This is a genomic window from Kitasatospora fiedleri (genome assembly GCF_948472415.1).
Classification (GTDB): Bacteria; Actinomycetota; Actinomycetes; order Streptomycetales; family Streptomycetaceae; genus Kitasatospora; species Kitasatospora fiedleri.
Genome location: NZ_OX419519.1, coordinates 614,280 through 640,160, shown reverse-complemented (window position 1 = coordinate 640,160; position 25,881 = coordinate 614,280). Strand labels below are relative to the sequence as shown.

The 25,881-nt window shown below is 74.9% G+C and carries 19 protein-coding genes and 4 pseudogenes; 11 read left to right on the top strand and 12 right to left on the bottom strand.

Going from position 1 to position 25,881, the window contains the following annotated elements:
* Positions 1 to 85: 85 nt before the first annotated feature.
* Positions 86 to 1,780: an ABC transporter family substrate-binding protein gene (locus tag QMQ26_RS03305; RefSeq protein ID WP_282204694.1), complete on the bottom strand. Its 1,695-nt coding sequence runs from the start codon at positions 1,778 to 1,780 to the stop codon at positions 86 to 88.
* Positions 1,781 to 2,142: 362 nt separating this feature from the next.
* Here QMQ26_RS03305 and QMQ26_RS03300 point away from each other — a divergent pair, with 362 nt between their 5' ends.
* From QMQ26_RS03300 to QMQ26_RS03290, 3 genes and pseudogenes are all read left to right on the top strand, one after another.
* On the top strand, positions 2,143 to 3,126 hold the full coding sequence (locus tag QMQ26_RS03300) for an ABC transporter permease (RefSeq protein WP_282204693.1): 984 nt from the start codon (positions 2,143 to 2,145) through the stop codon (positions 3,124 to 3,126).
* 142 nt (positions 3,127 to 3,268) lie between these two features.
* Entirely contained in the window at positions 3,269 to 4,243 is a 975-nt protein-coding gene (locus QMQ26_RS03295; protein WP_282204692.1) for an ABC transporter permease, read from the top strand.
* An 89-nt stretch (positions 4,244 to 4,332) separates the two neighbouring features.
* Positions 4,333 to 6,368, top strand: a pseudogene (locus QMQ26_RS03290) (ABC transporter ATP-binding protein).
* Positions 6,369 to 6,417: 49 nt separating this feature from the next.
* Here QMQ26_RS03290 and QMQ26_RS03285 read toward each other — a convergent pair.
* Positions 6,418 to 9,660 carry a penicillin acylase family protein gene (locus QMQ26_RS03285; protein ID WP_282204691.1) on the bottom strand — a complete coding sequence of 1,081 codons (3,243 nt, stop codon included), beginning with the start codon at positions 9,658 to 9,660 and terminating at the stop codon, positions 6,418 to 6,420.
* A 295-nt stretch (positions 9,661 to 9,955) separates the two neighbouring features.
* Between QMQ26_RS03285 and QMQ26_RS03280 the strand changes: the two genes are divergently transcribed.
* Positions 9,956 to 10,303, top strand: coding sequence for a PRC domain containing protein (locus QMQ26_RS03280; protein WP_100834799.1), 348 nt, complete (start codon positions 9,956 to 9,958; stop codon positions 10,301 to 10,303).
* 92 nt (positions 10,304 to 10,395) lie between these two features.
* Here QMQ26_RS03280 and QMQ26_RS03275 read toward each other — a convergent pair whose 3' ends face one another.
* Positions 10,396 to 11,472 (bottom strand): winged helix DNA-binding domain-containing protein, encoded by a 1,077-nt coding sequence (locus tag QMQ26_RS03275; RefSeq protein ID WP_282204690.1) that lies wholly within the window; start codon positions 11,470 to 11,472, stop codon positions 10,396 to 10,398.
* A 188-nt stretch (positions 11,473 to 11,660) separates the two neighbouring features.
* Here QMQ26_RS03275 and QMQ26_RS03270 point away from each other — a divergent pair, with 188 nt between their 5' ends.
* Complete coding sequence (locus QMQ26_RS03270; RefSeq protein ID WP_100834797.1) at positions 11,661 to 12,623, top strand: TerC family protein; 963 nt, start codon at positions 11,661 to 11,663, stop codon at positions 12,621 to 12,623.
* Positions 12,624 to 12,668: 45 nt separating this feature from the next.
* On the opposite strand, the gene QMQ26_RS03265 is transcribed toward QMQ26_RS03270, so the two are convergent.
* Positions 12,669 to 12,995, bottom strand: a complete 327-nt coding sequence (locus QMQ26_RS03265; protein ID WP_100834796.1) for a putative quinol monooxygenase — start codon at positions 12,993 to 12,995, stop codon at positions 12,669 to 12,671.
* Between the two features lie 329 nt (positions 12,996 to 13,324).
* On the opposite strand from QMQ26_RS03265, the gene QMQ26_RS03260 reads away from it, so the two are divergent.
* The 4 genes and pseudogenes from QMQ26_RS03260 to QMQ26_RS03245 all read left to right on the top strand — a co-directional run bounded on the left by QMQ26_RS03260 (position 13,325) and on the right by QMQ26_RS03245 (position 16,625).
* The gene (locus QMQ26_RS03260; protein ID WP_199527991.1) at positions 13,325 to 13,474 is read left to right on the top strand and encodes a hypothetical protein; all 150 of its coding nucleotides are present in this window, start codon (positions 13,325 to 13,327) and stop codon (positions 13,472 to 13,474) included.
* On the top strand, positions 13,464 to 14,888 hold the full coding sequence (locus tag QMQ26_RS03255; RefSeq protein WP_282204689.1) for a glycosyltransferase family 2 protein: 1,425 nt from the start codon (positions 13,464 to 13,466) through the stop codon (positions 14,886 to 14,888). Before QMQ26_RS03260 ends, QMQ26_RS03255 begins: the two co-directional genes overlap by 11 nt.
* Positions 14,889 to 14,931: 43 nt before the next feature.
* Positions 14,932 to 15,918: pseudogene (locus QMQ26_RS03250) on the top strand (serine/threonine-protein kinase); the annotation flags it as partial.
* A 350-nt stretch (positions 15,919 to 16,268) separates the two neighbouring features.
* Positions 16,269 to 16,625: a hypothetical protein gene (locus QMQ26_RS03245; RefSeq protein WP_282204688.1), complete on the top strand. Its 357-nt coding sequence runs from the start codon at positions 16,269 to 16,271 to the stop codon at positions 16,623 to 16,625.
* 114 nt (positions 16,626 to 16,739) lie between these two features.
* Here QMQ26_RS03245 and QMQ26_RS03240 read toward each other — a convergent pair whose 3' ends face one another.
* On the bottom strand, positions 16,740 to 17,108 hold the full coding sequence (locus QMQ26_RS03240) for a phosphatase PAP2 family protein (protein WP_282204687.1): 369 nt from the start codon (positions 17,106 to 17,108) through the stop codon (positions 16,740 to 16,742).
* Between the two features lie 105 nt (positions 17,109 to 17,213).
* On the opposite strand from QMQ26_RS03240, the gene QMQ26_RS03235 reads away from it, so the two are divergent.
* Positions 17,214 to 17,390: a hypothetical protein gene (locus tag QMQ26_RS03235; protein ID WP_282204686.1), complete on the top strand. Its 177-nt coding sequence runs from the start codon at positions 17,214 to 17,216 to the stop codon at positions 17,388 to 17,390.
* A gap of 361 nt (positions 17,391 to 17,751) precedes the next feature.
* Here QMQ26_RS03235 and QMQ26_RS03230 read toward each other — a convergent pair whose 3' ends face one another.
* From QMQ26_RS03230 to QMQ26_RS03215, 4 genes are all read right to left on the bottom strand, one after another.
* Positions 17,752 to 18,426: a response regulator gene (locus tag QMQ26_RS03230; RefSeq protein WP_282204685.1), complete on the bottom strand. Its 675-nt coding sequence runs from the start codon at positions 18,424 to 18,426 to the stop codon at positions 17,752 to 17,754.
* Positions 18,423 to 19,892, bottom strand: coding sequence for a sensor histidine kinase (locus QMQ26_RS03225; RefSeq protein ID WP_404814046.1), 1,470 nt, complete (start codon positions 19,890 to 19,892; stop codon positions 18,423 to 18,425). The genes QMQ26_RS03230 and QMQ26_RS03225 overlap by 4 nt, the downstream gene beginning before the upstream one ends.
* Positions 19,893 to 20,164: 272 nt before the next feature.
* Positions 20,165 to 21,007 (bottom strand): ABC-2 transporter permease, encoded by an 843-nt coding sequence (locus QMQ26_RS03220; protein ID WP_282206398.1) that lies wholly within the window; start codon positions 21,005 to 21,007, stop codon positions 20,165 to 20,167.
* A 5-nt stretch (positions 21,008 to 21,012) separates the two neighbouring features.
* Positions 21,013 to 21,993: an ABC transporter ATP-binding protein gene (locus QMQ26_RS03215; protein WP_282204684.1), complete on the bottom strand. Its 981-nt coding sequence runs from the start codon at positions 21,991 to 21,993 to the stop codon at positions 21,013 to 21,015.
* Between the two features lie 428 nt (positions 21,994 to 22,421).
* Here QMQ26_RS03215 and QMQ26_RS03210 point away from each other — a divergent pair, with 428 nt between their 5' ends.
* Positions 22,422 to 23,384, top strand: coding sequence for an LLM class F420-dependent oxidoreductase (locus QMQ26_RS03210; protein WP_282204683.1), 963 nt, complete (start codon positions 22,422 to 22,424; stop codon positions 23,382 to 23,384).
* 84 nt (positions 23,385 to 23,468) lie between these two features.
* On the opposite strand, the pseudogene QMQ26_RS03205 reads toward QMQ26_RS03210, so the two are convergent.
* The 3 genes and pseudogenes from QMQ26_RS03205 to QMQ26_RS03195 form a co-directional block, all read right to left on the bottom strand.
* A pseudogene (locus tag QMQ26_RS03205) lies at positions 23,469 to 24,655 on the bottom strand (alcohol dehydrogenase catalytic domain-containing protein).
* 97 nt (positions 24,656 to 24,752) lie between these two features.
* Positions 24,753 to 25,435 (bottom strand): annotated as a pseudogene (locus QMQ26_RS03200) (SDR family NAD(P)-dependent oxidoreductase).
* Positions 25,432 to 25,704, bottom strand: a complete 273-nt coding sequence (locus tag QMQ26_RS03195) for an SDR family NAD(P)-dependent oxidoreductase (protein ID WP_282204682.1) — start codon at positions 25,702 to 25,704, stop codon at positions 25,432 to 25,434. The pseudogene QMQ26_RS03200 and the gene QMQ26_RS03195 overlap by 4 nt, the downstream one beginning before the upstream one ends.
* Positions 25,705 to 25,881 lie beyond the last annotated feature (177 nt).

Here is a 25,881-nt window from a genome sequence, read left to right as displayed (position 1 = left end):
GTCGGGGGTCAGCGGGGTCCTGGACCGACGGGCCGGGGCCGACGGGCCGGTGCCGCCCGGGGCGGGGGCACCGGCCCGGGGCGGGCTACTTCTGCCAGCCGACCGAGGTGATCACGGTGCTGGCCAGGCTGCCGGCGCCGTAGTTGGCCAGGCCCTTGCGGACGGCGACGATGCTGGGGCGCTGGTAGAGCTCCAGGGTGTGGCCGAGCTCCCAGATCTTCGCGTCGGCCTGGTTGTACAGCTCGTCGGCCTGTGCGGGGTCGAGGGTGGCGGCGGCCTTGCGCAGCAGGCCGTCGATCTCGGGGGTGCTGAGCTTCGAGTAGTTGCCGAACACGTTGTCGCCCTGCGGGGCGCGGTAGATCGCCACCGTCTGGGAGAGCGGGAAGGAGTCGGTGTTGCGCCAGCTGGCCAGGTCGAACTTGCCCAGGTTGACGTACTTGGTGAAGTACTCCTTGCTGGAGACCTTGTCGAGGGTCAGCTTGACGCCGACCTGCTGGAGCATGTTCTGCACGGCGGTGGCCAGGTCGGTCTGGGCCTGGTTGGAGCCGTCGCTCAGCACGTAGTGCAGCTCCAGCGGCTGCCCGTCCTTGCTGCGGGTGCCGCCCGCGTCCTTCCAGCCGGCCTCGTCCAGCCACTTCTTCGCGGTGGTCGGGTCGTAGGAGGCCCAGTCCCCGGCGTTGTTCCGGTAGCCGTTCTGGTTGGTCATGAACAGGTGGTTGTCGAGCGGCTTGAACTCCACCGGGACGCCCTTGTTGGCGATCTTGATCAGCGAGGCGCGGTCGATCGCCCGGCCGAGCGCCTGGCGGACCTTCTGGTCGGCGAGCGGGCCGTTGCCGCCGAAGGAGATGTGCACCTCGTCCCAGGGGGTGCCGGTGCGGATCGCCGCGCCGGCGGCGTCCTTGAGCTGCCCGTACGCGGTGGCGGTGCCCGCGGAGGCGAGGTCGACCTCGTTGTTCAGGAACGCCTGGGTGATCGCGGCGGCGTCCAGCACCCGGTAGGTGATCCGGTCCAGCTTGGGCTTCGGGCCCCACCAGTGCGGGTTGGGGGTGAGCGTGATGGTCTGCGCGGTCTTGTCGGCGTTCGAGACCACGAACGGGCCGCCGAAGACCGGGACCTTCTCCACCCAGCCGTCGTTGAAGTCCTGCGGGGTGGAGATCCCGGAGGCGGGCAGCAGCGGGTTGAACAGGTTCTGCCAGTCGGCGTACGGCTGGGCGAAGGTGACCTTGACCTCCCCGGCGTCCGCGCCCTGCTCGACGGCGGAGATCTGCTCGTAGCCGGAGGAGTCGGCGAGGTTGTACGCCGGGTCCTTGCCGTTGGACGCCTTCCAGACCGCCTCGAAGTCGCGGTAGCCGATCGGGGTGCCGTCGGACCAGACCGCCTTCGGGTTGAGCTTGTACGTCACCACCTGCGGCGAGGTGGAGGTGACCTCGGCGGAGACCAGGTACGAGGGGTCGGGGTGGTAGACGCCCTTGGCGTCGACCTGGAAGAGCTTGGCCTCGGTGTAGTACATGATCTCCACCGCGTCCCCGTACCTGCCGTCGACCTGGTACGGGTTCCACTGGGTGATCCACTGCTGGAGCGGCAGCCGCAGCTCGCCGCCGTCCTTGATGTTGTCCAGCGGCTGCGGGTTGTTGTCCTCGGCGTCCACGGTGGGGGAGACGGTCTTGGCCACGTCGCCCGTCGACCCGCCGGTGGAGCTGCAGGCGGTCGCGGCGAGGAGGGCGGCGAGGGCCGCCGCGGCGGTGCGGCCGATCCGGCGGGTGGCGGGCGGTGTGCGCATCGGGGGAGTCCTCGGGTTTCGAAGAGTGGGGGCCGCCAGGTGTGGCGGCACTTGATGGTGGGCAGCCAAGTCGGTGCCGACGGGGCGAACGTAACAGCCCGTCAGCCACCCCACCAGGGGTGGGCGTGCAGAACTGATCGAAGTGAAACGCGGGGCAACACTGTGGCAACACGCCGTCCGTACCCGTCTGATCAGCTGTGACCAGCGGGTTCCCCGGACCGGGTGGACCCGTCGGCGCGGCGGGCCCTGGACGGACCGTCCGGCGTGGCGTACAACTGCTGCGCGAAAGTGCGTCAAAACCCGTACTAACGAAGGCGAATGACCATGTTCCCCAGGTGTGCGAACCACACCGGAGGCAGGCCGTGACGCGATACCTCGCCCAACGGCTCGGCTACTACGCCGCCCTGCTGACCGCGGCGGTGTTCCTGTCGTACGCCCTCACCGCCACCGCACTCGGCCCCCGCGCCTACTTCGAGGCCAAGCAGCCCCGGCCCTCCGCCGCGTCCGTGGACCGGCAGCTCACCGCGCTCAACCTCAACGAGCGCACCCCCGTGGTCCAGCGCTTCGGCACCTGGGCCGACGGCCTGCTGCACGGCGACCTCGGCCGCACCATCCACGGCACCGCCGTCAACGACGAGTTCGGCCGCCGGATCTGGGTCTCGCTCCGGCTGCTGCTGGTCGGCAGCCTGCTCGGCATGCTGCTCGGCGTCGCCGCCGGGGCCTGGAGCGCGGTGCGCCAGTACCGGCTCTCCGACCGGCTGCTGACCGTGCTCTCCTTCGTGCTGCTCTCCACCCCCGTCTTCCTGCTCGCCCTGCTGCTCAAGAACGGCGCCATCGCCGCCAAGGACGCCGCCGGACACGACGTCATCCCGTTCACCGGCTACGAGACGCCCAACCTGGCCGGCGGCCTCGGCGCCCACCTCGCCGACTGGGGGCTGCACCTGCTGCTGCCCACCCTCTCGCTCGCCCTCGGCGGCCTGGCCACCTACAGCCGCTACCAGCGCGCCACCATGCTCGACGTCCTCGGCGCGGACTACCTGCGCACCGCCGAGGCCAAGGGGCTCACCCGCGGCCGGGCCCTGCTCAAGCACGGCCTGCGCACCGCGATCATCCCGATGACCACGATGTTCGCCTACGCCTTCCTCGGCCTGTTCACCGGCGCCGCCTTCACCGAGACCATTTTCGGCTGGCACGGCATGGGGGAGTGGTTCATCCAGGCCGTCAACGAGCAGGACGTCAACTCGGTCGTCGCCGTCAACCTGTTCGCCGCCGTGGTCGTCCTCGCCGCCGGCTTCCTCGCCGACGCCCTGCACGCCGCGCTCGACCCCCGGGTGAGGGCCGCATGAACGCCGAACTCGCTTCTCCCGCCGACCGGTTGGCGACCGCATCCCGATCGACGGCCGCACCCCGGTCGGCGGCCGCACTCCGATTGACAGCCGCACCCCGGTCGGCGGTCGCGTTCGCCGGGTCCGCCCGGGTGGTGGCGGGATGAGCGCCGAACTCGTCCTCGCCGCCGAGCAGCCGTCCTCCGCCGAGGCGTTCGCGCCGCGCGGCCGGGTGCGGTTGGCCGCCGCCCGGCTGGCCGCCTCGCGCGGGGCGGTGGCCGGGGCGGTCGTGCTGGTGCTGCTGTTCCTGCTGGCCTTCGTCGGGCCCTACCTCACGCCCTGGGACTACGCCGCGCCCGACTACGCCAACCTGCGCCAACCCCCTTCCGCCGCACACTGGTTCGGCACCAACGGGCTCGGTCAGGACGTGTTCGCGCAGACCGTCCGGGGCCTACAGAAGTCGCTGGTGATCGGACTGCTGGTGGCGGTGCTCTCCACCGGCCTGGCCTCGCTGGTCGGGGCCTGCGCCGGGTACTTCGGCGGCTGGACCGACCGGGTGCTGACCTTCCTGGTCGACCTGCTGCTGATCTTCCCGGCCTTCCTGGTGATCGCCGTGCTCTCGCCCCGGCTGCGCGGCAGCGGCTGGATCGCCTTCGTGCTGCTGCTCGCCGTGTTCAACTGGATGATCACGGCCCGGGTGGTCCGCTCGATGACCCGCTCGCTGCGCGAGCGCGAATTCGTCGCCGCCGCACGGTACATGGGCGTCGGTCCGTTCCGGATCATCTGGCGGCACGTGCTGCCGAACGTCTCCTCGTTCCTGATCATCGACGCCACCGTGACCGTCGGCGGCGCCGTGATGAGCGAGGCCGCGCTCTCCTACTTCGGCTTCGGCGTCCGCCCGCCCGACGTCTCGCTCGGCACCCTGCTGGCCGCCGGCGCGGGCGACGCCCCCGTCTTCCCCTGGCTGTTCTACTTCGCCGCCGGACTGCTGGTGCTGTTCGTGCTCGCCGTCAACCTGGTCGGCGACGGCCTGCGCGACGCCCTCGACCCGACGGCCGCCGCCGGACGCCGCCGCCCCGCCCGGCGACCCCGCCGCCGCCGTCCGACCACCACCCCCTCGCGCCGGAGCACCCCGTGACCACCCCGCCCGCCACGCCACCGCCTGCCACGCCGCCGCCTGCCACGTCGCAGACCGCCACGCCACCGACCGCTCCGCCGACCACGCCGCTGCTCACTGTCCGCGACCTCACCGTCGACTTCGACGGCCACCCGGCGGTCCGCGGCGTCGACCTCGACCTGCACCGGGGCGAGACGCTCGGCCTGGTCGGCGAGTCCGGCTCCGGCAAGTCCGTCACCGCGCTCGCTGTGCTCGGCCTGCTGCCCGCCACCGCCCGCACCGGCGGCTCGGTCCGGCTGGACGGCCGCGAACTGGTCGGCCTGCCCGCCCGGCAGCTCGCCGAGGTCCGCGGCCGCCGGATCGCCATGGTCTTCCAGGACCCGCTGTCCGCCTTCACCCCGGTCTACCGGATCGGCGACCAGATCGCCGAAGCCGTCCGCATCCACCAGGACCTCGGCCGGGCCGCCGCCCGCAAGCGCGCCGCCGACCTGCTCGACCTGGTCGGCATCCCCGACCCGGCCCGCGCCCTGGACGCCTTCCCGCACGAGTTCTCCGGCGGCATGCGCCAACGCGCCATGATCGCCATGGCGGTGGCCAACGACCCCGACGTGCTGCTCGCCGACGAACCCACCACCGCCCTCGACGTCACCATCCAGGCCCAGGTCCTCGACGTGCTGCGCATCGCCCAGCGGGAGAGCGGCGCCGCCCTGGTCCTGGTCAGCCACGACCTCGGGGTGATCGCGGGCAGCGCCGACCGGGTCGCCGTCATGTACGCCGGGCGGATCGTCGAGACCGCTCCCGTCGACGAGCTGTACGCCGCCCCCCGGCACCCCTACACGCTCGGCCTGATCGGCGCCGTCCCCCGGCTCGACGGCCGCGGCGGACCACTCGTCCCGATCCCCGGCTCCCCGCCCGCCGCCGGTGAACTCACCGGCCCCGGCTGCGCGTTCGCCGACCGCTGCCCGCTGGTCGAGGAGCGCTGCCGCACCGCGCAGCCGCCGCTCACCGGCACCGGCGAACCCCCGTCGGCCCACCTCGCCGCCTGCGTCCGCGCCGACCACCTCGCCGCCGCCCGGCCCGCCCCCGCCGAGGTGTACCCCGTCCCGGAGCTGCCGCCCGCCGCCGCCGTCCCCCGCCCGCGCGCCGAACGCGAGCCCGTCCTCGCCGTCCACGGTCTCACCCGCAGCTTCCCCCGCCACCGCGGCGGCCTGCTGCGCCGCCGGGCCGGCGAGGTGCATGCCGTCGACGGCGTCGACCTCGACATCCGGCGGGGCGAGACGCTCGGCCTGGTCGGCGAGTCCGGCTCCGGCAAGTCCACCACCCTGTACGAGATCCTCCGGCTGGCCGCCCCGCAGGGCGGCCGGATCGAACTCCTCGGCCGGGACACCGCCGCCCTCGACCGGGCCGCGGTCCGGCGACTGCGCTCCCGGGTCCAGATCGTCTTCCAGGACCCGGCCGCCTCCCTCGACCCCCGGATGCCGGTCGGCGACGTGCTCGCCGAACCGCTGCTCGCCCAGCGCACCCCCGCCGCGGAGGCCCGCCGGCGCGTCCCCGAACTGCTGCGCCAGGTCGGCCTCGACCCCGCGCACGCCGACCGCTACCCGCACGAGTTCTCCGGCGGCCAGCGCCAGCGGATCTCCATCGCCCGCGCCCTCGCCGTCCGCCCCGACCTGCTGGTGCTGGACGAACCCGTCTCCGCCCTCGACGTCTCCGTCCAGGCCGGGGTGCTCAACCTGCTCCAGCGGCTGAAGGCCGAACTCGGCCTCGCCTACCTGTTCGTCTCGCACGACCTGTCGGTGGTGCGCCACCTCGCCGACCGGGTCGCCGTCATGTACCTCGGCCGCACCGTCGAGACCGGCACCGCCGCCCGCGTCTTCACCCACCCCCGCCACCCCTACACCCGGGCCCTGCTCGCCGCCGTCCCGCTCCCCGACCCGCCCGCCGAACGCGCCCGCCCCGCCGCCTGCTGGCCGGCGACCCGCCCTCACCCGCCGAACGCCACCTCGGCTGCCCCTTCCGCACCCGCTGCCCCGTCCACCCCACCCTCGCCCCCGCCCAGCGCGACCGCTGCGCCACCGAACCGCCGCGCCCCGTCCCGGCCGCCCCCGGCGCCGACCACACCGCCGCCTGCCACTACCCGGACTGAACGCGCGCCGGGCCCCGGACGGCGTCCGTCCGGGGCCCGGCGCGGCGGGTCACTTCCCGTACACGCCGACCTCGTTGAGCGAGTAGCGGTTGTCGGTGCCGCGGGCCAGCAGCACCACCCGGACGTGCCGGGCGTCCACCGGGGTGAAGGAGCGGTTCTCCAGGCCGCCGCGGTCGGTGGTGGTGGAGTAGACGGTGCGCCAGGCGGCGCCGTCGGTGGAGACGTCGATCCGGTAGGAGGTGGCGTACTGGTCGGACCAGTCCAGCACCACCCGGCCGACCTTGCGGACCGCGCCCAGGTCGACGTTCAGCCAGGCGGTGGCCACCGTCTTGGACGCCCAGCGGGTGCCGGGGTTGCCGTCCACGGCCTGCTTGGGCGGGTAGGAGACGACGATCGCGTCCTGGTAGTCGGAGGCGGTCGCGGTCGCGCCGCGGGCCAGGTTGGTCAGGTCGTCGGTGCGCCGGGCCGGGAACTCCACCACCTGCTGGTAGGTGGGCCGGTTCTGCCAGGCGATCCGCGGCACGGTGATGCCGCCCATCGCCCGGTGCACGATCGAGTCGGCGCACAGCTGGTCGCCCGCCGCGCAGTACTTGTCGGCCGGGTAGGTGGTGGCGGCGGGGGTCGCCACCGCCTGGGCGAGCGTGGTCAGCAGTACCTGCCGGCAGGCGCCGAGCGTGCCGCCGCCGCAGTACGCCCGGTCCAGCGGGCCGGTGACGGACCGGCCGAGCACCGTGCGCAGGTCCTTGTCGACGTACGACCACCAGCCGTGCTGGAACGCCGAGCCCTTGTGAGCCTCGCCCGCCGCGATGTCGCTGCCGCCGGACGTCCCGCCCAACTGCCCGCCCGAGGGCGTCTCGTTGATCGGCGCGACGGCCGTCAGCGCCCGCCACGGCCCGTCGCCCAGGCCGGGCCGGAACTCGCCCTCCACCAGCAGCGGCCACCAGGCGTCCAGCACCCGGATCGCCTCCGCGTCGGTGTACACGCCCGCGCCCTTGCTCGCCTCCCGGCGGTGCGAGCCGCCCGCCGCCCAGGCCCGCAGCCCGGCGACCGCGGCGGCCGCCGCCGGGTCGGTGACCGGCGCGGAGTCCAGCACCGCGAGCAGCTCGGGCAGCACCCGCTCGGCCCGCAGGTCGACGTTGGCGGCGTCCTCCATCGCCTTGACCAGGTCGGTGCGGGTGACGCCGCCGCGCTGGGTCAGCGCCTTCACCCGGGAGTCCAGCAGGTCGGCCCGGTGCACCGCGCCGTTGCCCCAGGCCGAGGTGAAGCCCGGGGCCTGCTTGTTGTTCCAACTGACGTAGTAGTCCTGGTCGGTGGACTGGGCGTGCCGGGCGGGCGGCTCGACCGCGGAGGTGTTCGCGGTCCGGTCCCAGCCCTGCCAGAGGTAGGCGGACCGCGCCAGGATCGGCAGGTCCGGGTCGGTGCCGGGCGCGCGCAGCGGCTCGGCGCCGGAGTTGTAGTACGCGGTGTGGTCGGCGTCCGCGTAGAACCAGTTGAAGGTGTAGCCGATGTCCTGCGCGGCGCGCTGGAACGCCGCCGCCGAGGTGATCGCCGCCGGGTCGTTGAACTGCTGGAAGCCGATCACCGAGTCCGCCTCGTGCCGGTAGGTGGAGCGCAGCGCGGTGTACGCCACCGGCCGCCCGCCGACCGTCCCGGTGTGGGTGACCAGCCCGTACGCCGAGCGCAGCGTCACCAGATCGTAGGAGCCCGCCGCGGTGGAGTCCGCGGTGCTCGGCTGCCAGGCGTTGTGCCGGGTCAGCCGCTCGAACGGGGTGCACGTCCCGTCCAGCAGGTAGCCGGTGGAGGCGGTGCTCGGGGTGCCGCCGCCCGGCTCGCACAGGTCGACCGCGAAGGTGTCGGTGATGTCCTGGTTGGCGGAGGTCGCGCTCCACGAGTAGTCCAGGCCGCGGCCGATCTCCACGTAGAAGCTCAGCCCCGGGAAGGACGCGCCCCGGCTGCGCAGGCCCGGCCCGTCCAACTCCTGCACCATCAGGATCTGCGGCGCGTAGTAGCCGGTCTGCGGGCCGAAGACCGCGATCGGGTGCCCGGAGGCGGTGTGCGCGCCGGACACCAGCAGGGCGTTCGACATGCCCTTCTTCGCGGTGATCAGGTCGGCGGGCAGCACGCCCTCGGCGCTGGACGCGGCGGCGGCGGACGCGGCGGCGGACGTGGCGCTGGACGCGGTGGTGGGCGCGGCCGAACTCGCCCCGGTGCCCGTGCCGTTGGCGGCGTGCGGCAGCTCGGTCACCGAGCCCGGGTCGGGCAGCGCGGTGCCCACCGGCGCGGCGGGCGAGGCCGCGTACGGGAAGCTGCTGCCGTCGTGCACGGTGGGCGTCGCCTCCGGGTCGTCCTCGGCCCGCCAGGCCGCGTACGCCCGGTCGCCCGCCTCGGTGCCGAGCTGCTGCCGGAAGGCGAGCCGGGCCAGCGCGTTGCCGACCTCGCCGCCCCCGCCGCCGCCGAAGATCGCCCCGATCACCGAGGAGATCGCCACCACGTCGGTCGCGGTGAACGGCTCGATGGTCGAGCCGTGGCCGGTCAGCACGTACTCGCCCGGGTAGTTGTTCGCCGCGACGTCGGCCGCCGCGAAGGCGTTCAGGCCCGCCACGTAGTCCTGGATGTCCTGCCAGGCCTGCGCCCCGCGCGGGCCGGCCGCCTTCACCCGGTCCACCTGCTGCTGGAGGTCCGCCTCGGTGTACGGGGCCACCGCCCACAGGCTCTGCTCCAGCGCCCGGTTGCCCGCCGCGCCGCCCGCGAACGAGGACAGCTGCCCGCGTCCCACGTGCCGCAGCACGTCGATCAGCCACAGCCGGTCCTGCCCGGCCGCGTACCCCGCGCCGAACTCGGTGTCCGAGCGGGTCACTCCCTTGACGTGCGGCGTGCCGGTCGCCTTGTCCCGGGTGATGGTCACCCCGGTGCGCGGTGTGGTGGTGCTCTCCACCTGCCCGGCGGGCACCCCGAACGAGGCGTCGTCGAAGTAGCTCGCCAGCTGGTCGGGCGTCAGGCCGCTGTAGTCGTGCAGCAGCGCGTCGTACGCGTCGACCTGGTCGGCGGAGTGCGCCGGACGGGTCCCCACGGTCTGGTGCAGCAGAATCCCGGCCAGCGTGGCGTGGCCGTTCTCGCCCGCCGTCAGGATGTCCTGGCACTGCCCCAGGCACGGGTCCCCGGCGGCGGGGGCGGGCCCGGCGGCGGCCCCGGCGGCCGGTTGGGCGGTGAGCGCGCCGAACAGCAGCGCGGCGGAGGTGAGCACGGCGAGGGCGGCCGAACGCAGTCGGCGGGGAACGGGAGCAGCGGGCACCTGGGCCTCTTCCTGACAGCTGGTATCGGAATCCGGGCGCACGCTAGTCCGCGCGGTGACCTGCCGGTAGGGGTCCCGCGCGCCCCGCCACGGAACTGTCATCCACCTGTCATGAACGCGAGTTGACGCCCCGTCGGCACACCCGGAAACGCGCACCCGCCGCCGCCCGCGCCATACCGCCGCCCCCTCCGTCGCTCTTAAACCACCAAATCCGTCGAAAAGCCGCGCATGCCCGCCCGAAAACCGGGCAGCCGAACCGGCAGAACGACGAACTCCCCTCACCAAGGAGGCAGTTGTGAGCAACGGCATGTGGGGCTATGAGAAGGCGGAGGGCTACAACCCGGGCGTCGATCTGACCGGCTTCCGGGTCGAGGCCGCCGACGGCCACATCGGCAAGGTCGACAAGCACTCCTACGAGGCCGAGGACGGCCACATCGTCGTCGACACCGGCCCGTGGATCTTCGGCCGCAGCGTCCTCCTCCCGGCGGGCACCATCCGCCGCATCGACGAGGAGGCCCGCACCGTCTGGGTGGGCAGCACCAAGGACGAGATCAAGAACGCCCCCGAGTACCACCACGAGTCGCACGCCCTCGACCCCGAGTACCGCCGCACCGTCGGCGGCTACTACAACACCGGCCTCTGACGGCCCGCCACGAGCGCCACCGCACCCCGTCGGCGGACGGGGTGCGGTGGGCACCGGCGTGTCCGGACCGCCGGTGCCCACCTGACGGGCCGTCACCCCGCCGCGAGCGCCACCCGCCACTCCGGCCCGAGGAAGGCCGCCAGCCGCTCGGCCTCCGCCGTCACCGCCCGGGCCCGGGCGGCGGGGAGCGGGGCGAACGGGGAGATCCGCAGCTCCTCTCCGGCGACCGCCCAGGTGCCCGCGACGGAGCCGTCCAGCAGGAAGGTCGGGCGGACCAGGGCCCGGCCCGGCATCACCAGGGGGCGGTGGACGTCGGCGACCACCCGGGTCCGGTCGGCGTGCCCGAGCAGCAGGTTGTCGTAGGCGGGCAGGAAGCGCACCGGGACGGGCCGCTCCGGGTCGGCGAGCGGCGCGTCCGGCAGGTCGAACAGCTCGGTGCCCCGCTCGTCGCGGTACACCCGCAGCCCGGGCCGCAGCGCCTCGAACGCCGCGCGGGTCCGGGTCAGTCCGGACCAGCTCTGGAAGTCCCGCACCCCCGCCGGCCCGAACGCGGCCAGGTAGCGCAGCACCGCCGCGGCCACCGGCAGCTCGCCGGCCGGCTCCCCGGTGAGCGCCAGGGTGACGTTCGGACGGGTGCCCCAGGACCCCCAGGCGGAGGTCTCCGGCCCGTGCACCATCGGCACCCGCAGCTCCGCGACGCCCGCCAGCAACCGCCCGTCCCGCCCCGGACGGCGCCGCGCCAGCGCCTGCCCGAGGGCCCGCCGGGGGAGGGGCCCTTCGGCCAGCAACTCCCTTGCCGCCAGGGCGATCCCGTCCGGGTCGAGGCCCTCCGTCGCCACCGCGAAGTGCCGGGCCCGGGAGAGGCGCTCCAGCACCGGCCGGAGCAGCGTCCGCCACTGCGGCAGGTCCGCCCCGCCGGACAGGTGCTGGGTGCCGCGCAGCGACAGGGAGCGCACCAGCCGTCCGTCCGCGAGCAGCGGCCCCAGGTCCGCCCGCCGGAAGCCCGCCACCCGGGCCCACAGCCCCAGGTGGGGCCAGTTCGGCTCCTGCCCCTGGAGCGCGACCAGCCGTTCGACCACCTCCGGCACCGGCCGGCCGGTGCGCTCGGTGAGGAACTGCCGTTCGAGCAGCGTCCGGTTCAGGGTGCGGAGGGACAGCACGTCGTCCATGCGGTGCGGGTTCTCCCGTCGAGTGGTTCGCCTACCGCCACGCTACGGACCGCACCGGCCACTTCCCGTCCGCAATTCCCGCTCCGACCCCCACCCGCCCTCCGTCCGGGGCGTCCGGGTGTGTCGTGCGGGCGGGGCGGTTCCGGCCGGTCAGGATGGTGCTTTCGACGGGACCTCGAGGAGCAGCCTTGGACGTGTCCGCGGGTCTGTGGGCCGGCACCATCGCGGTGCTGATCGCCCTGATCGTGGCCGACTTCTTCATCGGGGGGCGCAAGCCGCACGAGGTCTCGATCAAGGAGGCCGGGGTCTGGACCACGGTGTGGGTGGTGCTGGCGGGGCTGTTCGGCTGCTTCGTGTGGGGGTACGCCGGGTCGCGGTCGGCGGTGGAGTTCTTCGCCGGGTACGTCACGGAGAAGTCGCTGAGCGTCGACAACCTGTTCGTGTTCATCCTGATCATGGGCAAGTTCGCGGTGCCGAGGATCTACCAGCAGTGGGTGCTGATGTTCGGGGTGGTGGTCGCCCTGGCGCTGCGGGCGGTCTTCATCGCGGGCGGCGCGGCGCTGGTCGAACGGTTCTCCTGGGTGTTCTACCTGTTCGGCGCGTTCCTGGTCTGGACGGCCGTCAAGCTGCTGCGGGAGGCCGGGCAGGACAAGGAGGCGGAGGAGTACCACGAGGGGTGGCTGCTGCGGCTGATCAAGCGGCGCGTCCCGTCCACGGACGAGTACCACGGCACCAGGCTGTTCGTCCGGGTGGACGGCCGCCGGCTGATGACCCCGATGATGACCGTCATGCTGGCGATCGGCACCACCGACCTGCTGTTCGCCCTGGACTCGATCCCGGCGATCTTCGGCCTGACCCAGGACGCCTACATCGTCTTCACCGCCAACGCCTTCGCGCTGATGGGCCTGCGCCAGCTGTACTTCCTGATCGGCGGCCTGCTGACCAGGCTGGTCTACCTGTCCTACGGCCTGTCGGTGATCCTCGGCTTCATCGGCGTCAAGCTGATCCTGCACGCGCTGCACGAGAGCGGCGTGCACGTCCCGGAGATCGGCATCGCGTTCTCGCTGGGCTTCATCGTGGTGGTGCTGGTCGTCACCACCGCGGCCAGCCTGCTGGCCTCCCGCCGCCGGGACCGGGCGGCCGGCGCCTGACCGCTCGTCGGGCACCGCCCGCCCGGCCGCCCGGCGGCGGCGGGCTCAGCCGCGCGGGCCGAGTTCCGCCATCGCGCTCCAGCCGCTGCCGGGGACCTCCACGTTGATGATCTCCGGGGTCCGGACGATCGAGTCCGGCATCCAGGCCATCGCCGTCTTGAAGTGCTCCGACTCGACGTGCCGGGCACCCGCCTCGCCGTCCCGGAACGCCTCCAACAGCACGTACTGGTGCGGGTCGTCGACGCTGCGGGACCACTCGAAGAAGACGTTGCCCTCCTCGGCGCGGGTGGCGGAGGTGAACTCCCCGACCCGCTCGATCCAGTCCGCGCTGTGCTCGGGCCGGATGGTGAACTTCACAGCGATGAAGATCACGACTGCTCCTCTGGTGTCTGGTACGCACACGGACACGTGTGCCGGCACCTGCCACCCTCCCAGATCCGCCCACCACCCGCCGCCACCGCCACCACCCGCCGCCACCGCCCTCGCGCGCGCCGCCACCGCCCTCGTACGACGGGAGTGGGCCGGTCACCGGGCGCCTGCGGTGCCGGCGGGCGAGTCCTCCGTGCGTGTCCCGATCCTCGCACCCGGCGCGGACGGCCCCGGCGCGGGGCTCACCCGTTCCGCCGCCTGACGGTGCGTCAGCGGCGCGCGGCGGCGACGGTGGGGAGGACCGTTCGTCCACCGTACCCGTGAGGGCAGGCATGTATCAGAACCAGTTGGCGAAGACCGGTGCGGGTGTGCTGGTGCTGGGCGGATTGACCGTCGCCGGATGGTGGATGGTGGCGGTCGCCGCCGTGCTGGTCGCGGCCGGGGTGCTCTGCGTGCGGGTGGGGTTCCGCCGTGGCCGCTGACGGCGACCGCCGCCCGGCCGGTACCGCTGCCGCCGACCGCCCGGACGGTGACGGCGACCGCCCCCTGGTCGCGCACCGCCACCGGCCGGGGGTGCTGCTGGCCGCCACCGCCGGGCTGTTCCTGCTCGCGGTCGTCGCGGCCGGCTACGGGCTGCGCGCCTGGGGCGCCGCGACGGGGACGGGCGGGGGCTGGACGGACTGGGCCTGGGCGCCGCTCGCGCTGGCGCTCCTCGTGCAGACCGTCCTCTACCTCGCCGAGCGCCCGGTCCGGGCCGACGCCGGGCAGCAGCGGGAACTCGACCGGCTGGAGGTCGCCGTCCTCGTCCCGCTGTACAACGAGGACCCCGGCTACCTGCGCACCTCCCTGGCCTCCCTGCTCGCCCAGGCCCGGCCCCCGCAGTCCGTGCACATCGTCGACGACGGCTCCGCCACCGACTGCACCGAGCTGCGGACGTGGTGGCTCGCCGCCGCCGAGCGGGCCGGCGTCCGCACCACCTGGCAGCGCCAGGCCAACCGGGGCAAGCGCGCCGCCCAGCTCGCCGCCGCCGCGCACTGCCCCGGCGCGGACGTCCTGGTCACCGTCGACTCCGACGCCCGCCTCGACCCGCGGGCCCTGCACGAACTGCTGCAACCCCTCGCCGACCCGAGGGTCCAGGCGGTGGCGGGCGTCGTCCTCGCCCACAACAACCGGCACGGCCTGATCAGCCGGATCACCGACCTCTGGTACGTCACCAACCAGCTCGTCGACCGCTCCGCGCTCTCCCCGCTCGGCGCGGTCATGGTCTGTTCCGGCTCGCTCGCCGCCTACCGCGCCGCGGTCCTCACCGACCACCGCGAGGCGTACCTCACCGAGACCTTCGCCGGACGGCCCGTCACCTTCTCCGACGACTCGCTGCTCACCTTCTACGCGCTGCGGCGCGGCCGGGTCGTCCAGCAGCCCACCGCCCTGGTGTTCAGTGCCATGCCGGAGCGCGTCGGCCACCACCTGCGCCAGTACCTGCGCTGGATGCGCGGCTCCACCATCCGCTCGCTGTGGCGGGTGCGCTACCTTCCGCTCACCCACCCCGCGCTGCTGGCCCAGGTGCTGCGCTGGTACCAGCACCTGGCCGCCACCGCCACCGCCGCCCTGCTGCTCACCCGCACCTGGCGCACCGGCGTCCCGCTGCCGCCGGTGCTCCTCGCCGTCCCGCTGCTGATCGTCGCCGGGCAGACCCTGCGCTACCTCACCCTGCGCCGCTCCGACCAGCCGCTGCGCTCCCAGCTCGCCACCTGGGCGCTCACCCCGCTCGCCGTCGCCTGGTCCTGGACGGTGCTGCGCCCGGTGCGCTGGTACGCCACGCTCACCTGCCTGCGCACCGGCTGGGGCACCCGCCAGCACGGGCCCGAGGTCGCCCTCGCCCCCGCCGCCGGGTAGGGGCGTTCGGGGACCGTCCGCCCCAGCCCCTACGATGTGCGCCATGACGACAGCCGGGCCGGGCGGCCAACTGATCGACGGCCGCTTCGAGTTGCTGGCGCGGCTCGGCGGCGGCGGAATGGGCCTGGTCTGGCGGGCCAGGGACACCATGCTGCAGCGCGAGGTCGCGCTCAAGGAGGTCCGCCCGCCGGACCCGGCGATGCTCGCCGCCGACCCCGCCGCCGCCCACGAACTGCGCGAACGCGTGCTGCGCGAGGCCCAGGCGCTGGCCCGGCTCCAGCACCCCAACGTGGTGACCATCCACCACATCGTCGACAACGCCGAACTCGCCCACCCCTGGCTGGTGATGGAACTCGTCACCGGCGGCTCCCTGCACGACCGGATCACCCGCGGCCCGCTCTCCCCGCCGGAGGCCGCCCGGATCGGCCGCGGCCTGCTCGCCGCGCTCACCGCCGCCCACGCGGCCGGCATCCAGCACCGCGACGTCAAACCGGGCAACGTCCTGCTGCGCACCGACGGCACCCCCGTCCTCACCGACTTCGGCATCGCGGCGCTCAGCGAGTCCACCAGCCTCACCGCCACCGGCGCGCTGATCGGCTCGCCCGAGTACATCGCCCCCGAACGCATCCGCGGCCACGAGGGCGACCCCGCCTCCGACCTCTGGTCGCTCGGCATGACGCTGTACGTCGCCGTCGAGGGCCACCACCCGCTGCGCCGCGCCAACAGCATCGCCACCCTCGCCGCCGTCCTCGACCAGCCGCTCCCGCCACCGGTGCGCTCCGGCCCGCTCGGCCCCACCCTCACCGCGCTGCTCGCCCGCGACCCCGCCGACCGGCCCGACGCCGCCCGCCTCGACCGGCTCTTCGCCGCCGCCGAACAGGGCATCGACGGCACCCTCGGCGGCAGCCCGGCCTTCTCCCCGACCGAGACCAACTCCCCGCCGCCGTACCGCCCCACCGGGACGCACACCCCGCCGCCGTACGCCCCCACCGAGGCCGGCGCCCTCCCGCACGCGCCCACCGAGACGGCGCCCCCGCCCCGCCGCCGACGACGTACCGGACCGGTGCTGACGGCCGTGCTGGCCGCCGCCGTCGCGGCCGGGCTCCTGGGCTGGTCGTTCCAGCAGGGGTGGTTCGACTCCGCGAAGCCCGGCGGCACCGACTCCGCCGCGAAGGCCCCCGCCACCGCCCCCGGCACCTCGGGCACCCCCGGGGCCGCGCCCACCACCGCCTCCCCGTCCGCCACCGCCCCGTCCGGCGCGCCGTCCGCCGCCGACCCCGGCCCCGCCACCGCCCCGGCACCGGCCTGCTCACCCCGGACGGGGCCCGCGGCCTGGTCGAGAAGATCCGCGCGGCCACCGGCAGCACCACCGTCATCGACATGTCGATCTATCCGGAGTACGCCAGCGCCAAGGTGCTGACCAAGGACAACCCCAAGCACTACGACAACGTCAGCTACCGCAACGGCAAGATCACCAGCGAGCCCGGCGGCACGGTCATCCCGGGCGAGGACCCCGCCGACCTCACCAAGATCGACTGGAACCAGATCCCGACCGTCCTGGCCACCGCCAAGACCAAACTCGGCGTCCCCACCCCCAAGTCGACCTATCTGCTCGTCGACTACGGCTGGTTCGCCGACGAGATCACCATCCGCTACTACCTCTCCGGCGACTACGACGAGGGCGGCTACCTCACCGCGGGCGCCACCGGCAAGATCCTCAAGGTGGTCAAGTCCTGACCGGGGCCGGCCGTCGGCCTTCGCGACAGGCCCGGCCGACCGGGTAGGCCCCGCCGAGGCCGACGGGCACCGCGCCGTCGCTGGCGGACCTCGACCGGGCGGCTCCGCCCACCGCTACCCGTCCGCCGCCCGCCGGTCCTGCCGATCCCGCCGCCCGAGCAGCCACACCCCCAGGGCCAGCCAGCCAGCCGCCAGCAGCCAGCCGCCCAGGACGTCCAGCGGCCAGTGCACGCCCAGGTACACCCGGCTGGTGCCGATCGCGGCGGCGAACAGGGCCGCTCCCGCTGCCGCGCCGCGGGCGGCTCCGGGCCGGGCCCGGGCCAGTGCGACGGCCAGCAGTCCCGCGGACAGGGCGGAGGTGAAGGCGTGGCCGGAGGGGAAGGAGAAACCCGAGGCGTCGAACGCCCAGCCCGTGCGCGGGGGCGCGGCCGGGCGAAGGCGCGCATCAGTCCCTGCCGGAGCAACTGCCCCGCCAGCAGCCACACCAGGGGGGCCAGCAGCACCGCCGTCCGCCGGGCCCCGGCCGGGCGGCGGGTCCGGAGGGACACCGCGCCCGCCGCCAGGGCGAGCAGGTACGGGAGGACGCCGGTGCCCAGCTCCGTGACCGCCACCGCCACCGACCGCGCCGCGCCCGGCCGGTGCGCCACGCTCCAGCGCACCGCCGCCGCCTCGAACCCGAACGGCGCCCACCCGTGCACCGCGACCACCACCGCCACCAGCGCGAACGCCCCGCCGCAGGCCGCGGCTGCCACCGCCGGTGAGTGACGCGGCCCCGCGCCGCTCACCGGGGCCCGGCCCGGCGGGGCGAACGCGGTGGCGATCCCGCGTCCAGGAGGCTGGCGGTCGGCGGGGCCGAGGAGCGGAACATGGTCGAGGCGCCTTTCCGGAGGGCGGCGGGCGGCACCGTGACGACCGGCACGGCCCAGGTGTCCTGAACGGATCTTGAAGACCTGACGGCGGCTCGGCACCGCGCCGCGCCGACCGCCACCCCGGGGACCACCGTCCGGGCCTGGACGCCGGGGGTGACGGCTGCCCGGCCGCACGGCGGCGGACCGGTTCGGCGCGGCCCCAGTGGTGGCCGGCGCGGGCCGGGGCGCTCGCACCGGCGGGTCGGCGAACCGCTTTGCTAGGAGGGCGGGTTGGGGCGGGTCAGCCCCAGGTCGTAGGCGAAGATCACCGCCTGGACGCGGTCCCGGGCGCCGATCTTGGCGAGTACCCGGCCGACGTGCGTCTTCACCGTCGACTCCGAGAGCACCAGCCGCCCGGCGATCTCGCCGTTGGTCCAGCCCCGGCCGACCGCGACCAGGATCTCCCGCTCCCGGCCGGTCAGCGCGGCCAGCCGCCGGTCCTCCTCCACCGGGCCGGGCGGCCGGGCCGGCAGGTGGTGGGCGTACGCGTCGAGCAGCCGGCGGGTGATCGCGGGCGCCACCACCGCGTCGCCCCCGGCCACCGCGCGCACGCCCGCCAGCAGTTCCTCGGGGTGGGCGTCCTTGAGCAGGAAGCCGCTGGCCCCGGCCCGCAGCGCGGCGTGCGCGTACTCGTCCAGGTCGAAGGTGGTCAGCACCAGCACCCGGGAGCGGCCGCCCGCGGCGACGATCAGCTGGGTCGCCTCGATGCCGTCCATGCCGGGCATCCGGATGTCCATCAGGACCACGTCCGGCCGCAGTTCGGCGGCCAGCCGGACCGCCTCCGCGCCGTGCCCGGCCTCCCCGGCCACCGACGTGTCGGGCTGGCTCTCCAGCAGCATCCGGAAGCCGAAGCGTTGCAGGGGCTGGTCGTCCACGATCAGGACGCTGGTCATGCCGGGCCTCCGGCCGGGTCGAGGACGGAAGGGACGGGAGGAGCGGGAGGAGCCGGGGAGGCGGGAGGGGCGGGAGGGGCGAGAGGGGCGAGAGGGGTGGGCTTCGTGGGCGGGGGAGCCGGGGTGAGGCCCAGGTCGGTCGCGGGGGTGACGTCCAGGTCGGCGACCACCGACCAGCCCCCGCCCGGGGCCGGGCCCGCCGCGACGGTGCCACCGTACAGCGCGGCCCGTTCCCGCATGCCGGTGACGCCCTGGCCCTCCCCGGGCGGGCCGCCGGGGGAGGGGGCGCCGCCCGGCGGGCCGCCGTCGTCGTCGACCCGGACCAGCAGCCGGGCCCCGGCCAGCGAGACCGACACCCGGGCCCGGGCCGCCGGGCCCGCGTGCTTGAGCGTGTTGGTCAGCGCCTCCTGGACGATCCGGTAGACCATCAGCTGCACCCCGCGGTCCAGCGACTCCAGCGCGCCCTCGGTGCGGTGGACCACCTCCGGCCCGGCCGCCCGAATCCGCCCGCACAGTTCGGTCAGGTCGGCGATGCTCGGCTGCGGGGCCAGTTCGAGGCCGTCGCCGTGCTCGCGCAGCACGCCCAGCATCCGGCGCAGCTCGCCCAGCGCCTGCCGCCCCGAGTCGCCGATCAGCACCAGCGCCTCCCGGCCGCGCTCGGGCGTGGAACGGGCCGCGTACGCGCCGCCGTCCGCCAGGGTGATGATCACCGACAGGTTGTGGCCGATGATGTCGTGCATCTCCCGTGCCACCCGGGCCCGTTCGGCCGCCGCGGCCAACCGGCTGCGCTGGTCGCGCTCCACCTCCAGCCGGGCCGCCCGTTCGCGCAGGCCCGCGAGCCGCGCCCGGCGCATCCGGACGGCGATGCCCAGCGCGACGGCCGCCGTCACCGCTGTGGTCAGGAAGAACAGCACGTCCCACACCGGCACCGCCGAGGACATCCGCACCGCCACCCCCACCGCCCCCACCGCGCTGGCCGCGCACGCCCAGGCCAGGGTCCGCAGCCGCCCGTGCAGGGCCAGCGCGTACAGCGCCAGCAGCAGCGCCGCGTCCGCCCGCTGCGCCGCGCCCAGCGACCACTGCACCAGGAACACCGCGCCCACCACGGCGAACGCTGCCCCCGGCCGGCGGCGGCGCCACAGCAGTGGCAGCAGCAGCGCGGCCTGGAAGGCCAGGGCGGCGGGCAGCGGCAGGTGGGTGAAGACCACGCGGTGCCCGCGCGGGCCCTCCTCGTCGCCGTCGACGTGCAGCAGTTCCGGCACGCCGAGCAGCAGGAACGCCCAGGCCACCACGGCAACGTCCGACAGCCACGGCCACCGCCCGTCCAGCCCGCGCAGGCGCTGGCCGATCCGGGCCAGGCGGTCCAGGAAGGGGTGGCCGGGCGCGGCGTCGGCACCACCCGGGGCGGGCGGGCCCGACAGCGGGACGGCGGGCGGCGTGGCGCCGGGGGAGGCCGGATCGGGCACGGGAGACCCCCAGGGTGGTCGGACGGCGGTGCGCCACGGCGCCCCGGGACTCGCTCGCCGGGGCGCCGTGGCAGGTCGGCAGGTCGGCAGGTTGGCAGGTCGATCGGTCGTCAGTAGATCAGTAGGTCGGTAAGTCGGTGGGCCAGTAGGTCGACAGATCGACAGGTCGGCAGGTCAGTCTGCCAGGCGTCGGGCGCTTGGCCAGCCCGCCCTCGGCCCGCACGCGCTCGACCCCCGGACGTCCGACCCCCGGACGTCCGGCCGCCGCGCGTTCACGCGTCGCGTCGCACCAGCCGTACCGCCGCGCCCGCCAGTGCCGCCGCCGTCCACAGGACGAAGACGGCCAGCCCGGCGCCCGGCGACAGGGTGGCCTGGTCGTGCTGGAGGGCGAAGACCGCCTGGCCCGCGTTGCTGGGCAGGTAGGGGCTGATGTGGTCGTGCCACGAGCTGGGCAGCAGCTGGACCAGGCCGGGCACCAGCATCAGCGAGGCGACCAGCACCGAGATGCCGCCCGCGATCGAGCGCAGCAGCATGCCCAGCGCCACGCCGATCACGCCCACCAGGCCCAGGTACAGCCCCGCGCCGAACAGGCCGCGCAGCACGCCCGGGTCCGAGAAGGTCAGCGCGGCCCGGGTGCCGGACAGGACGCCGCTGCCGATCGCGAAGGCCGCGAACACCCCGGCGGTGGCCAGGACCAGCGCCACCACCCCGAACACCGCGGCCTTCGCCCAGAGCACCGGCAGCCGGCGCGGCACCGCGGCCAGGGTCGAGCGGATCATGCCGGTCGAGTACTCGCCCGCCGCGATCAGCACGCCCAGCACGCCCAGGGCGAGCTGCGCGAAGTTGGTGCCGAACAGCGAGAGGGTGAGCGCGTTCGCGTCGGCGAAGTCGCGGTCCATCGGGCGGCCCGAGTTCAGCCGGGACTTGAACTGGAAGGCCGCGATCAGGCCGAACGCCACCAGGAAGAACAGCCCCAGGCCCAGGGTGATCCAGGTGGAGCGCAGCGACCAGGTCTTCGCCCACTCCGAGCGCAGCACCCGGACGCCGGTGACCCGGTACGGGGGACGGGCGGGGCGCTCGGCGGCGGCGGACGACGGGGCGGGGGACGGGGCGATGGCGCTCACGCGGCGCTCCTGGAGTCGACGGCGGTGGCGGTGGCGGTGGTGGCGGTGGCGGCGGTGGCAGCGCCACCGGTGGTGGTGCCGTGGTACTCCACGGCGTCCCGGGTCAGGTCCATGAACGCCTGTTCCAGCGAGACCGTCCGGGTGGCCAACTCGTACAGCGCGATGCCGTGTTCGGCCGCGACGGTGCCGATCCGGCGGGCGGTCAGGCCGGTCACCTCCAGCTCCTCGTCACCGGCCCGGCCGGTGATCTCCACGCCGGGGCCGGTGAGCAGTTCGCGCAGCTTCGCCGGGTCGGCGGAGGCGACGGTGACCCGGTCGCCGCCGGCCTGCCGGACGAGGTCCTGCACGGTGGTGTCGGCCAGCAGGCGGCCCCGGCCGACCACGATCAGGTGGTCGGCGACCAGGGCGACCTCGCTCATCAGGTGCGAGGAGACGAAGACGGTGCGGCCCTCTGCGGCCAGGCCGGTGAGCAGGTTGCGAATCCACAGCACGCCCTCCGGGTCGAGGCCGTTGACCGGCTCGTCCAGCATCACCGTGGCCGGGTCGCCGAGCAGCGCCGCCGCGATGCCCAGCCGCTGCCCCATGCCCAGCGAGAACGCCCCGGCCCGCTTCCCGGCCACCGACTCCAGGCCGGTCAGCCCGATCACCTCCTCGACCCGGGCGCGCGGGATGCCGTGGGTGTGGGCCAGCGCCATGAGGTGGTTGAACGCGGAGCGGCCCGGGTGGATCGACCTGGCCTCCAGCAGCGCGCCGACCTCCTGCAGCGGCGCGGCGTGCTCGGCGTAGCGGCGCCCGTTGACCCGCACCGAGCCGCTGGTCGGCGCGTCCAGCCCGACGATCATCCGCATGGTGGTGGACTTCCCGGCGCCGTTCGGACCCAGGAACCCGGTCACGCTGCCCGGCTGCACGGTGAAGTCGAGCCCGTCGACCGCGGTCTTCTCCCCGTAACGCTTCGTCAGCTGCTGCGCCTCGATCATCCGGTCCGCTCCCTCGCCGATCCCGGGCCGGGCCGTCCCGACCCGCCTCTTGCCGCCACGCTAGGCCCCGGCCGGGCCCGGACGGCGGCACCTGGGGACGATCATTCGGCCGCGGGTGGTACCGCGGTACCACCTCCGGCCCCGAAGGGCGGTACCAGGGCGGCGACCAGGCGAACGGACGCCGGATCAGCCCCGGCCGCCACCCCGCGCACCCGCGCCGTCTCCGCCGCCGCCCCCCTGGTCACCGCCGTCCGCCGCTGAGCCGACCCGCGCCTGCTGCGCGACCTGCTGCGTCCGCTCGACTGAATCCGCCCGTCCGAACGGCTCGCCCGCGCTCCCGCGTGCATGCCGCCCGGCCCGCCGGGTACACGCGCCAGCCGCAGGAGCGCAGAAGCACGAGGGCCGGACAGCCACAGGAGGAGCAACCCATGCGCATCGGATACACCTTGATGACGGAGCAGCGCGCCCCGCAGGACCTGGTCGCCGACGCGGTGCGCGCCGAGCGGGCCGGGTTCGACTTCGCGGTGATCTCCGACCACTACTCCCCGTGGCTGGACGAGCAGGGCCACGCCCCCTACGCCTGGGCGGTGCTCGGCGCGGTCGCCCAGGCCACCGACGCGCTGCCGCTGATGACGTACGTGACCTGCCCGTCCGTCCGGTACCACCCGGCGGTGGTGGCGCAGAAGGCCGCCACCGTGCAGCTGCTCTCCGGCGGGCGGTTCCGGCTCGGGCTGGGCAGCGGCGAGAACCTGAACGAGCACGTGGTGGGCCGGGGCTGGCCGCCCGTCGCGGTGCGCCAGGAGATGCTGGCGGAGGCGGTGGAGATCATCCGGGCGCTGTTCGCCGGTGGGTACGTGACGCACCACGGCAAGCACTTCCAGGTCGACGGCGCCAAGCTGTGGGACCTGCCCGGCCAGCCGCCGCCGATCGGCGTCGCGGTCTCCGGGCCGGTCTCCTGCGCGACGGCCGGGCGGCTCGCCGACCTGGTGATCGCCGTCCAGCCGGAACGGGAGCTGCTCACCGCGTTCGCCGAGGCCGGCGGCGCGGGCAAGCCCTCGGTCGGCCAGGTGCCGGTCTGCTTCGACCGGGACCGGGACGCCGCCGTCGCCCGCGCGCACGCCGAGTTCCGCTGGTTCGGCGGCGGCTGGAAGGTCAACGCGGACCTGCCCGGCACCGCCGGTTTCGCCGCCGCCAGCCAGTACGTCAGGCCCGAGGACGTGGCCGGGTCCATCCCGTGCGGCGACCGCGTCGAGGACTTCCTCGACGCGGTCCGCCCGTACGCGGAGGCCGGGTTCGACGAGCTCGCGCTGATCCAGGTCGGCGGCGACAGCCAGCCCGCGTTCCTCGACTGGGCCGAGCACGAGCTGCTGCCCGCGCTGCGCGCCGCCTGACCCGGAGCCGTCGCGCCCGGCGGGACGGCGCGGCGGGACGACCAGGCGGGCGCGACGGCGGGACGGGGCGGCGAGACGGTGCGGTCAGGGGCGGAACAGCACCTTGATCGCGCCGTCCCGCTTCTGCTGGAACATCGCGTACGCGTCCGCCGCCTCGCTCAGCGGGAGGTGGTGGGTGGCGAAGGAGTCCACGCCCAGCGGGTCGTCGTCGGTCAGCAGCGGCAGCAGGTCGTCCGTCCAGCGCCGCACGTTGGCCTGGCCCATCCGGAGCTGGAGCTGCTTGTCGAACATGGTGAGCAGCGGCATCGGGTCGGCCGCGCCGCCGTAGACGCCCGCCACCGAGATCGTGCCGCCGCGCCGCACCAGCTCCACCGCCGTGTGCAGGGCCTGCAACCGGTCCAGGCCCGCCTTCTGCATCAGCGGCCGGGCCAGCGCGTCCGGCAGCAGGCCGGCGGCCCGCTGCGCCACGGTGGCGACCGGGGAGCCGTGCGCCTCCATGCCGACCGCGTCGATCACGCTGTCCGGGCCGAGTCCGTCGGTCAGGTCGCGCACCGCCTGCGGCAGCAGCTGCGGCCGGTCGTTCAGGTCCAGCACGACCGCGCCGCGCTCCCTGGTCCGCTGGAGCCGCTCCGGCACCAGGTCGATGCCGATCACCTGCCGGATGCCCGGACGCAGCAGCGCGATCCGCGCGCACATCTCGCCGATCGGCCGAGGCCGAGCACCAGCAGCGTGCCGCCCTCGGGGACGGCCGCGTACTCGACGGCCTGCCAGGCGGTCGGCAGCACGTCCGACAGGAAGACGAACCGGTCGTCCGGCGGCCCGTGCGGCACCTTCACCGGCAGCGTGTCGCCGAACGGGACGCGCAGCAACTCGGCCTGGCCGCCCGGCACCTGGCCGTACAGCTTGGTGTAGCCGAACAGCGCCGCGCCGCTGCCGTACTCGCGCACCTGGGTGGTCTCGCACTGCGAGTGCAGCCCGTTCGCGCACATCCGGCAGGTGCCGCAGCTGATGTTGAACGGCACCACCACCCGGTCGCCCGGGCTCAGCGTGCGCACCGCGCCGCCCACCTCCCGGACGGTGCCCATCGCCTCGTGGCCGAGGATGTCGCCCGGGTCGAGGAACGGCCCGAGCACCTCGTACAGGTGCAGGTCGGAGCCGCACAGGCCGGTCGAACTCACCTCCACCAGGACGTCCGAGGGGTCCTCGATCCGCGCGTCGGGCACCTCCTTCACCTGGACGTCCCGCCGGCCCTGCCAGGTCACCGCACGCATCGCGTGCTCCTTCCGTTCGATTCCCGCTGGGTTCCGCCGGGTTCCGTTCGAGCCCCGTCCGGGACTCCGCCGGAGTTCCGTCCGACGGCCGATGCCCTCAGCTGCCCGGCTCGTTGGCGTTCCGCCCGGCCCGGTCGCCGAGCGCGGTGAGGACCGGCACCAGGCGCCCGGTGCGCCCGGCCGCCGCCTGGCCCGACAGGTCGTGCTCCGCGACCTGCCCGGGGCCCGGCAGCAGCCGGCCCGCCGCGCCCAGCAGCGCCCCGAAGGTCGCCGGGGCCACCCCCTGGAGGCGGACGGCGAGCTTCGCGGCCGGGGTCAGCACCAGCTCCGCCCGGCCCGCCTCGGCGGCCCGCACGATCCGGCGCGCCGCCCGGCCCGCGTCCGTCGACAGCAGCGGCATGCCGGCCGCCGCGCCGAACCACGCGTACTCCCGCGGCGCCTGCCCGGAGAACCGGGCCGCCCGGTGCGAGCCCGTCCGCATCAGGCCCGGCACCACCGTGGTCACCCGCACCCCGCTGCCCGCCAGCTCCACCCGCAGGCCGCGGGAGAACGCCGCCAGCCCGGCCTTCGCCGTCACGTACGGCAGCAGGTGCGGGCCGGGACCGGGCCGCCGATCGAGGCGATGTTCACCACCGAGCCGCCGCCGCGCTCGCGCATCCCGGGCAGTACGGCCAGCACCAGTTCCACCGGCGCGGCCACCATGGTGTCCCACGAGCGGCGGAAGTCGTCCTGCTCCAGCGCCGCCAGCGGGCCGACCTGGATCACCCCCGCGTTGTTCACCAGCAGGTCCAGGGGCCGCCCCAGCCGTTCGGCCGCCTCCGCGGCCACCGCCCGGCCCGCACCCGGTCGGTCAGGTCGCACTCCAGCGCCGCCCGCCGGTCCGTCAGCCGCGCCAGCCTCCGCTCCGCGAAGGCCAGTTCGGTGCTGTCCCGGGCGCACACCGCGACCCGGCAGCCGCGCCGGGCCAACTCCTCCGCGATCAGCAGGCCCAAGCCGCGCGACCCGCCGGTCACCAATGCCGCCTTGCCCGCGAAATCCACCCGCTGCACGGCCGTCACCTCTCCCTCGATAGCCGACTGCGCCGCGCCTGCCCGAGGTGCGGGAGCGGAAACGGCGGGATAAGAGATGTTTGGGGACGTTCATCCGTTTCGTTCGGCCCCGACCGGTTAGTCGGGCCGATGACGCCCGCGCGGCCCGGGCCGGGGCCAAGCCCCACCGGCCCGGGC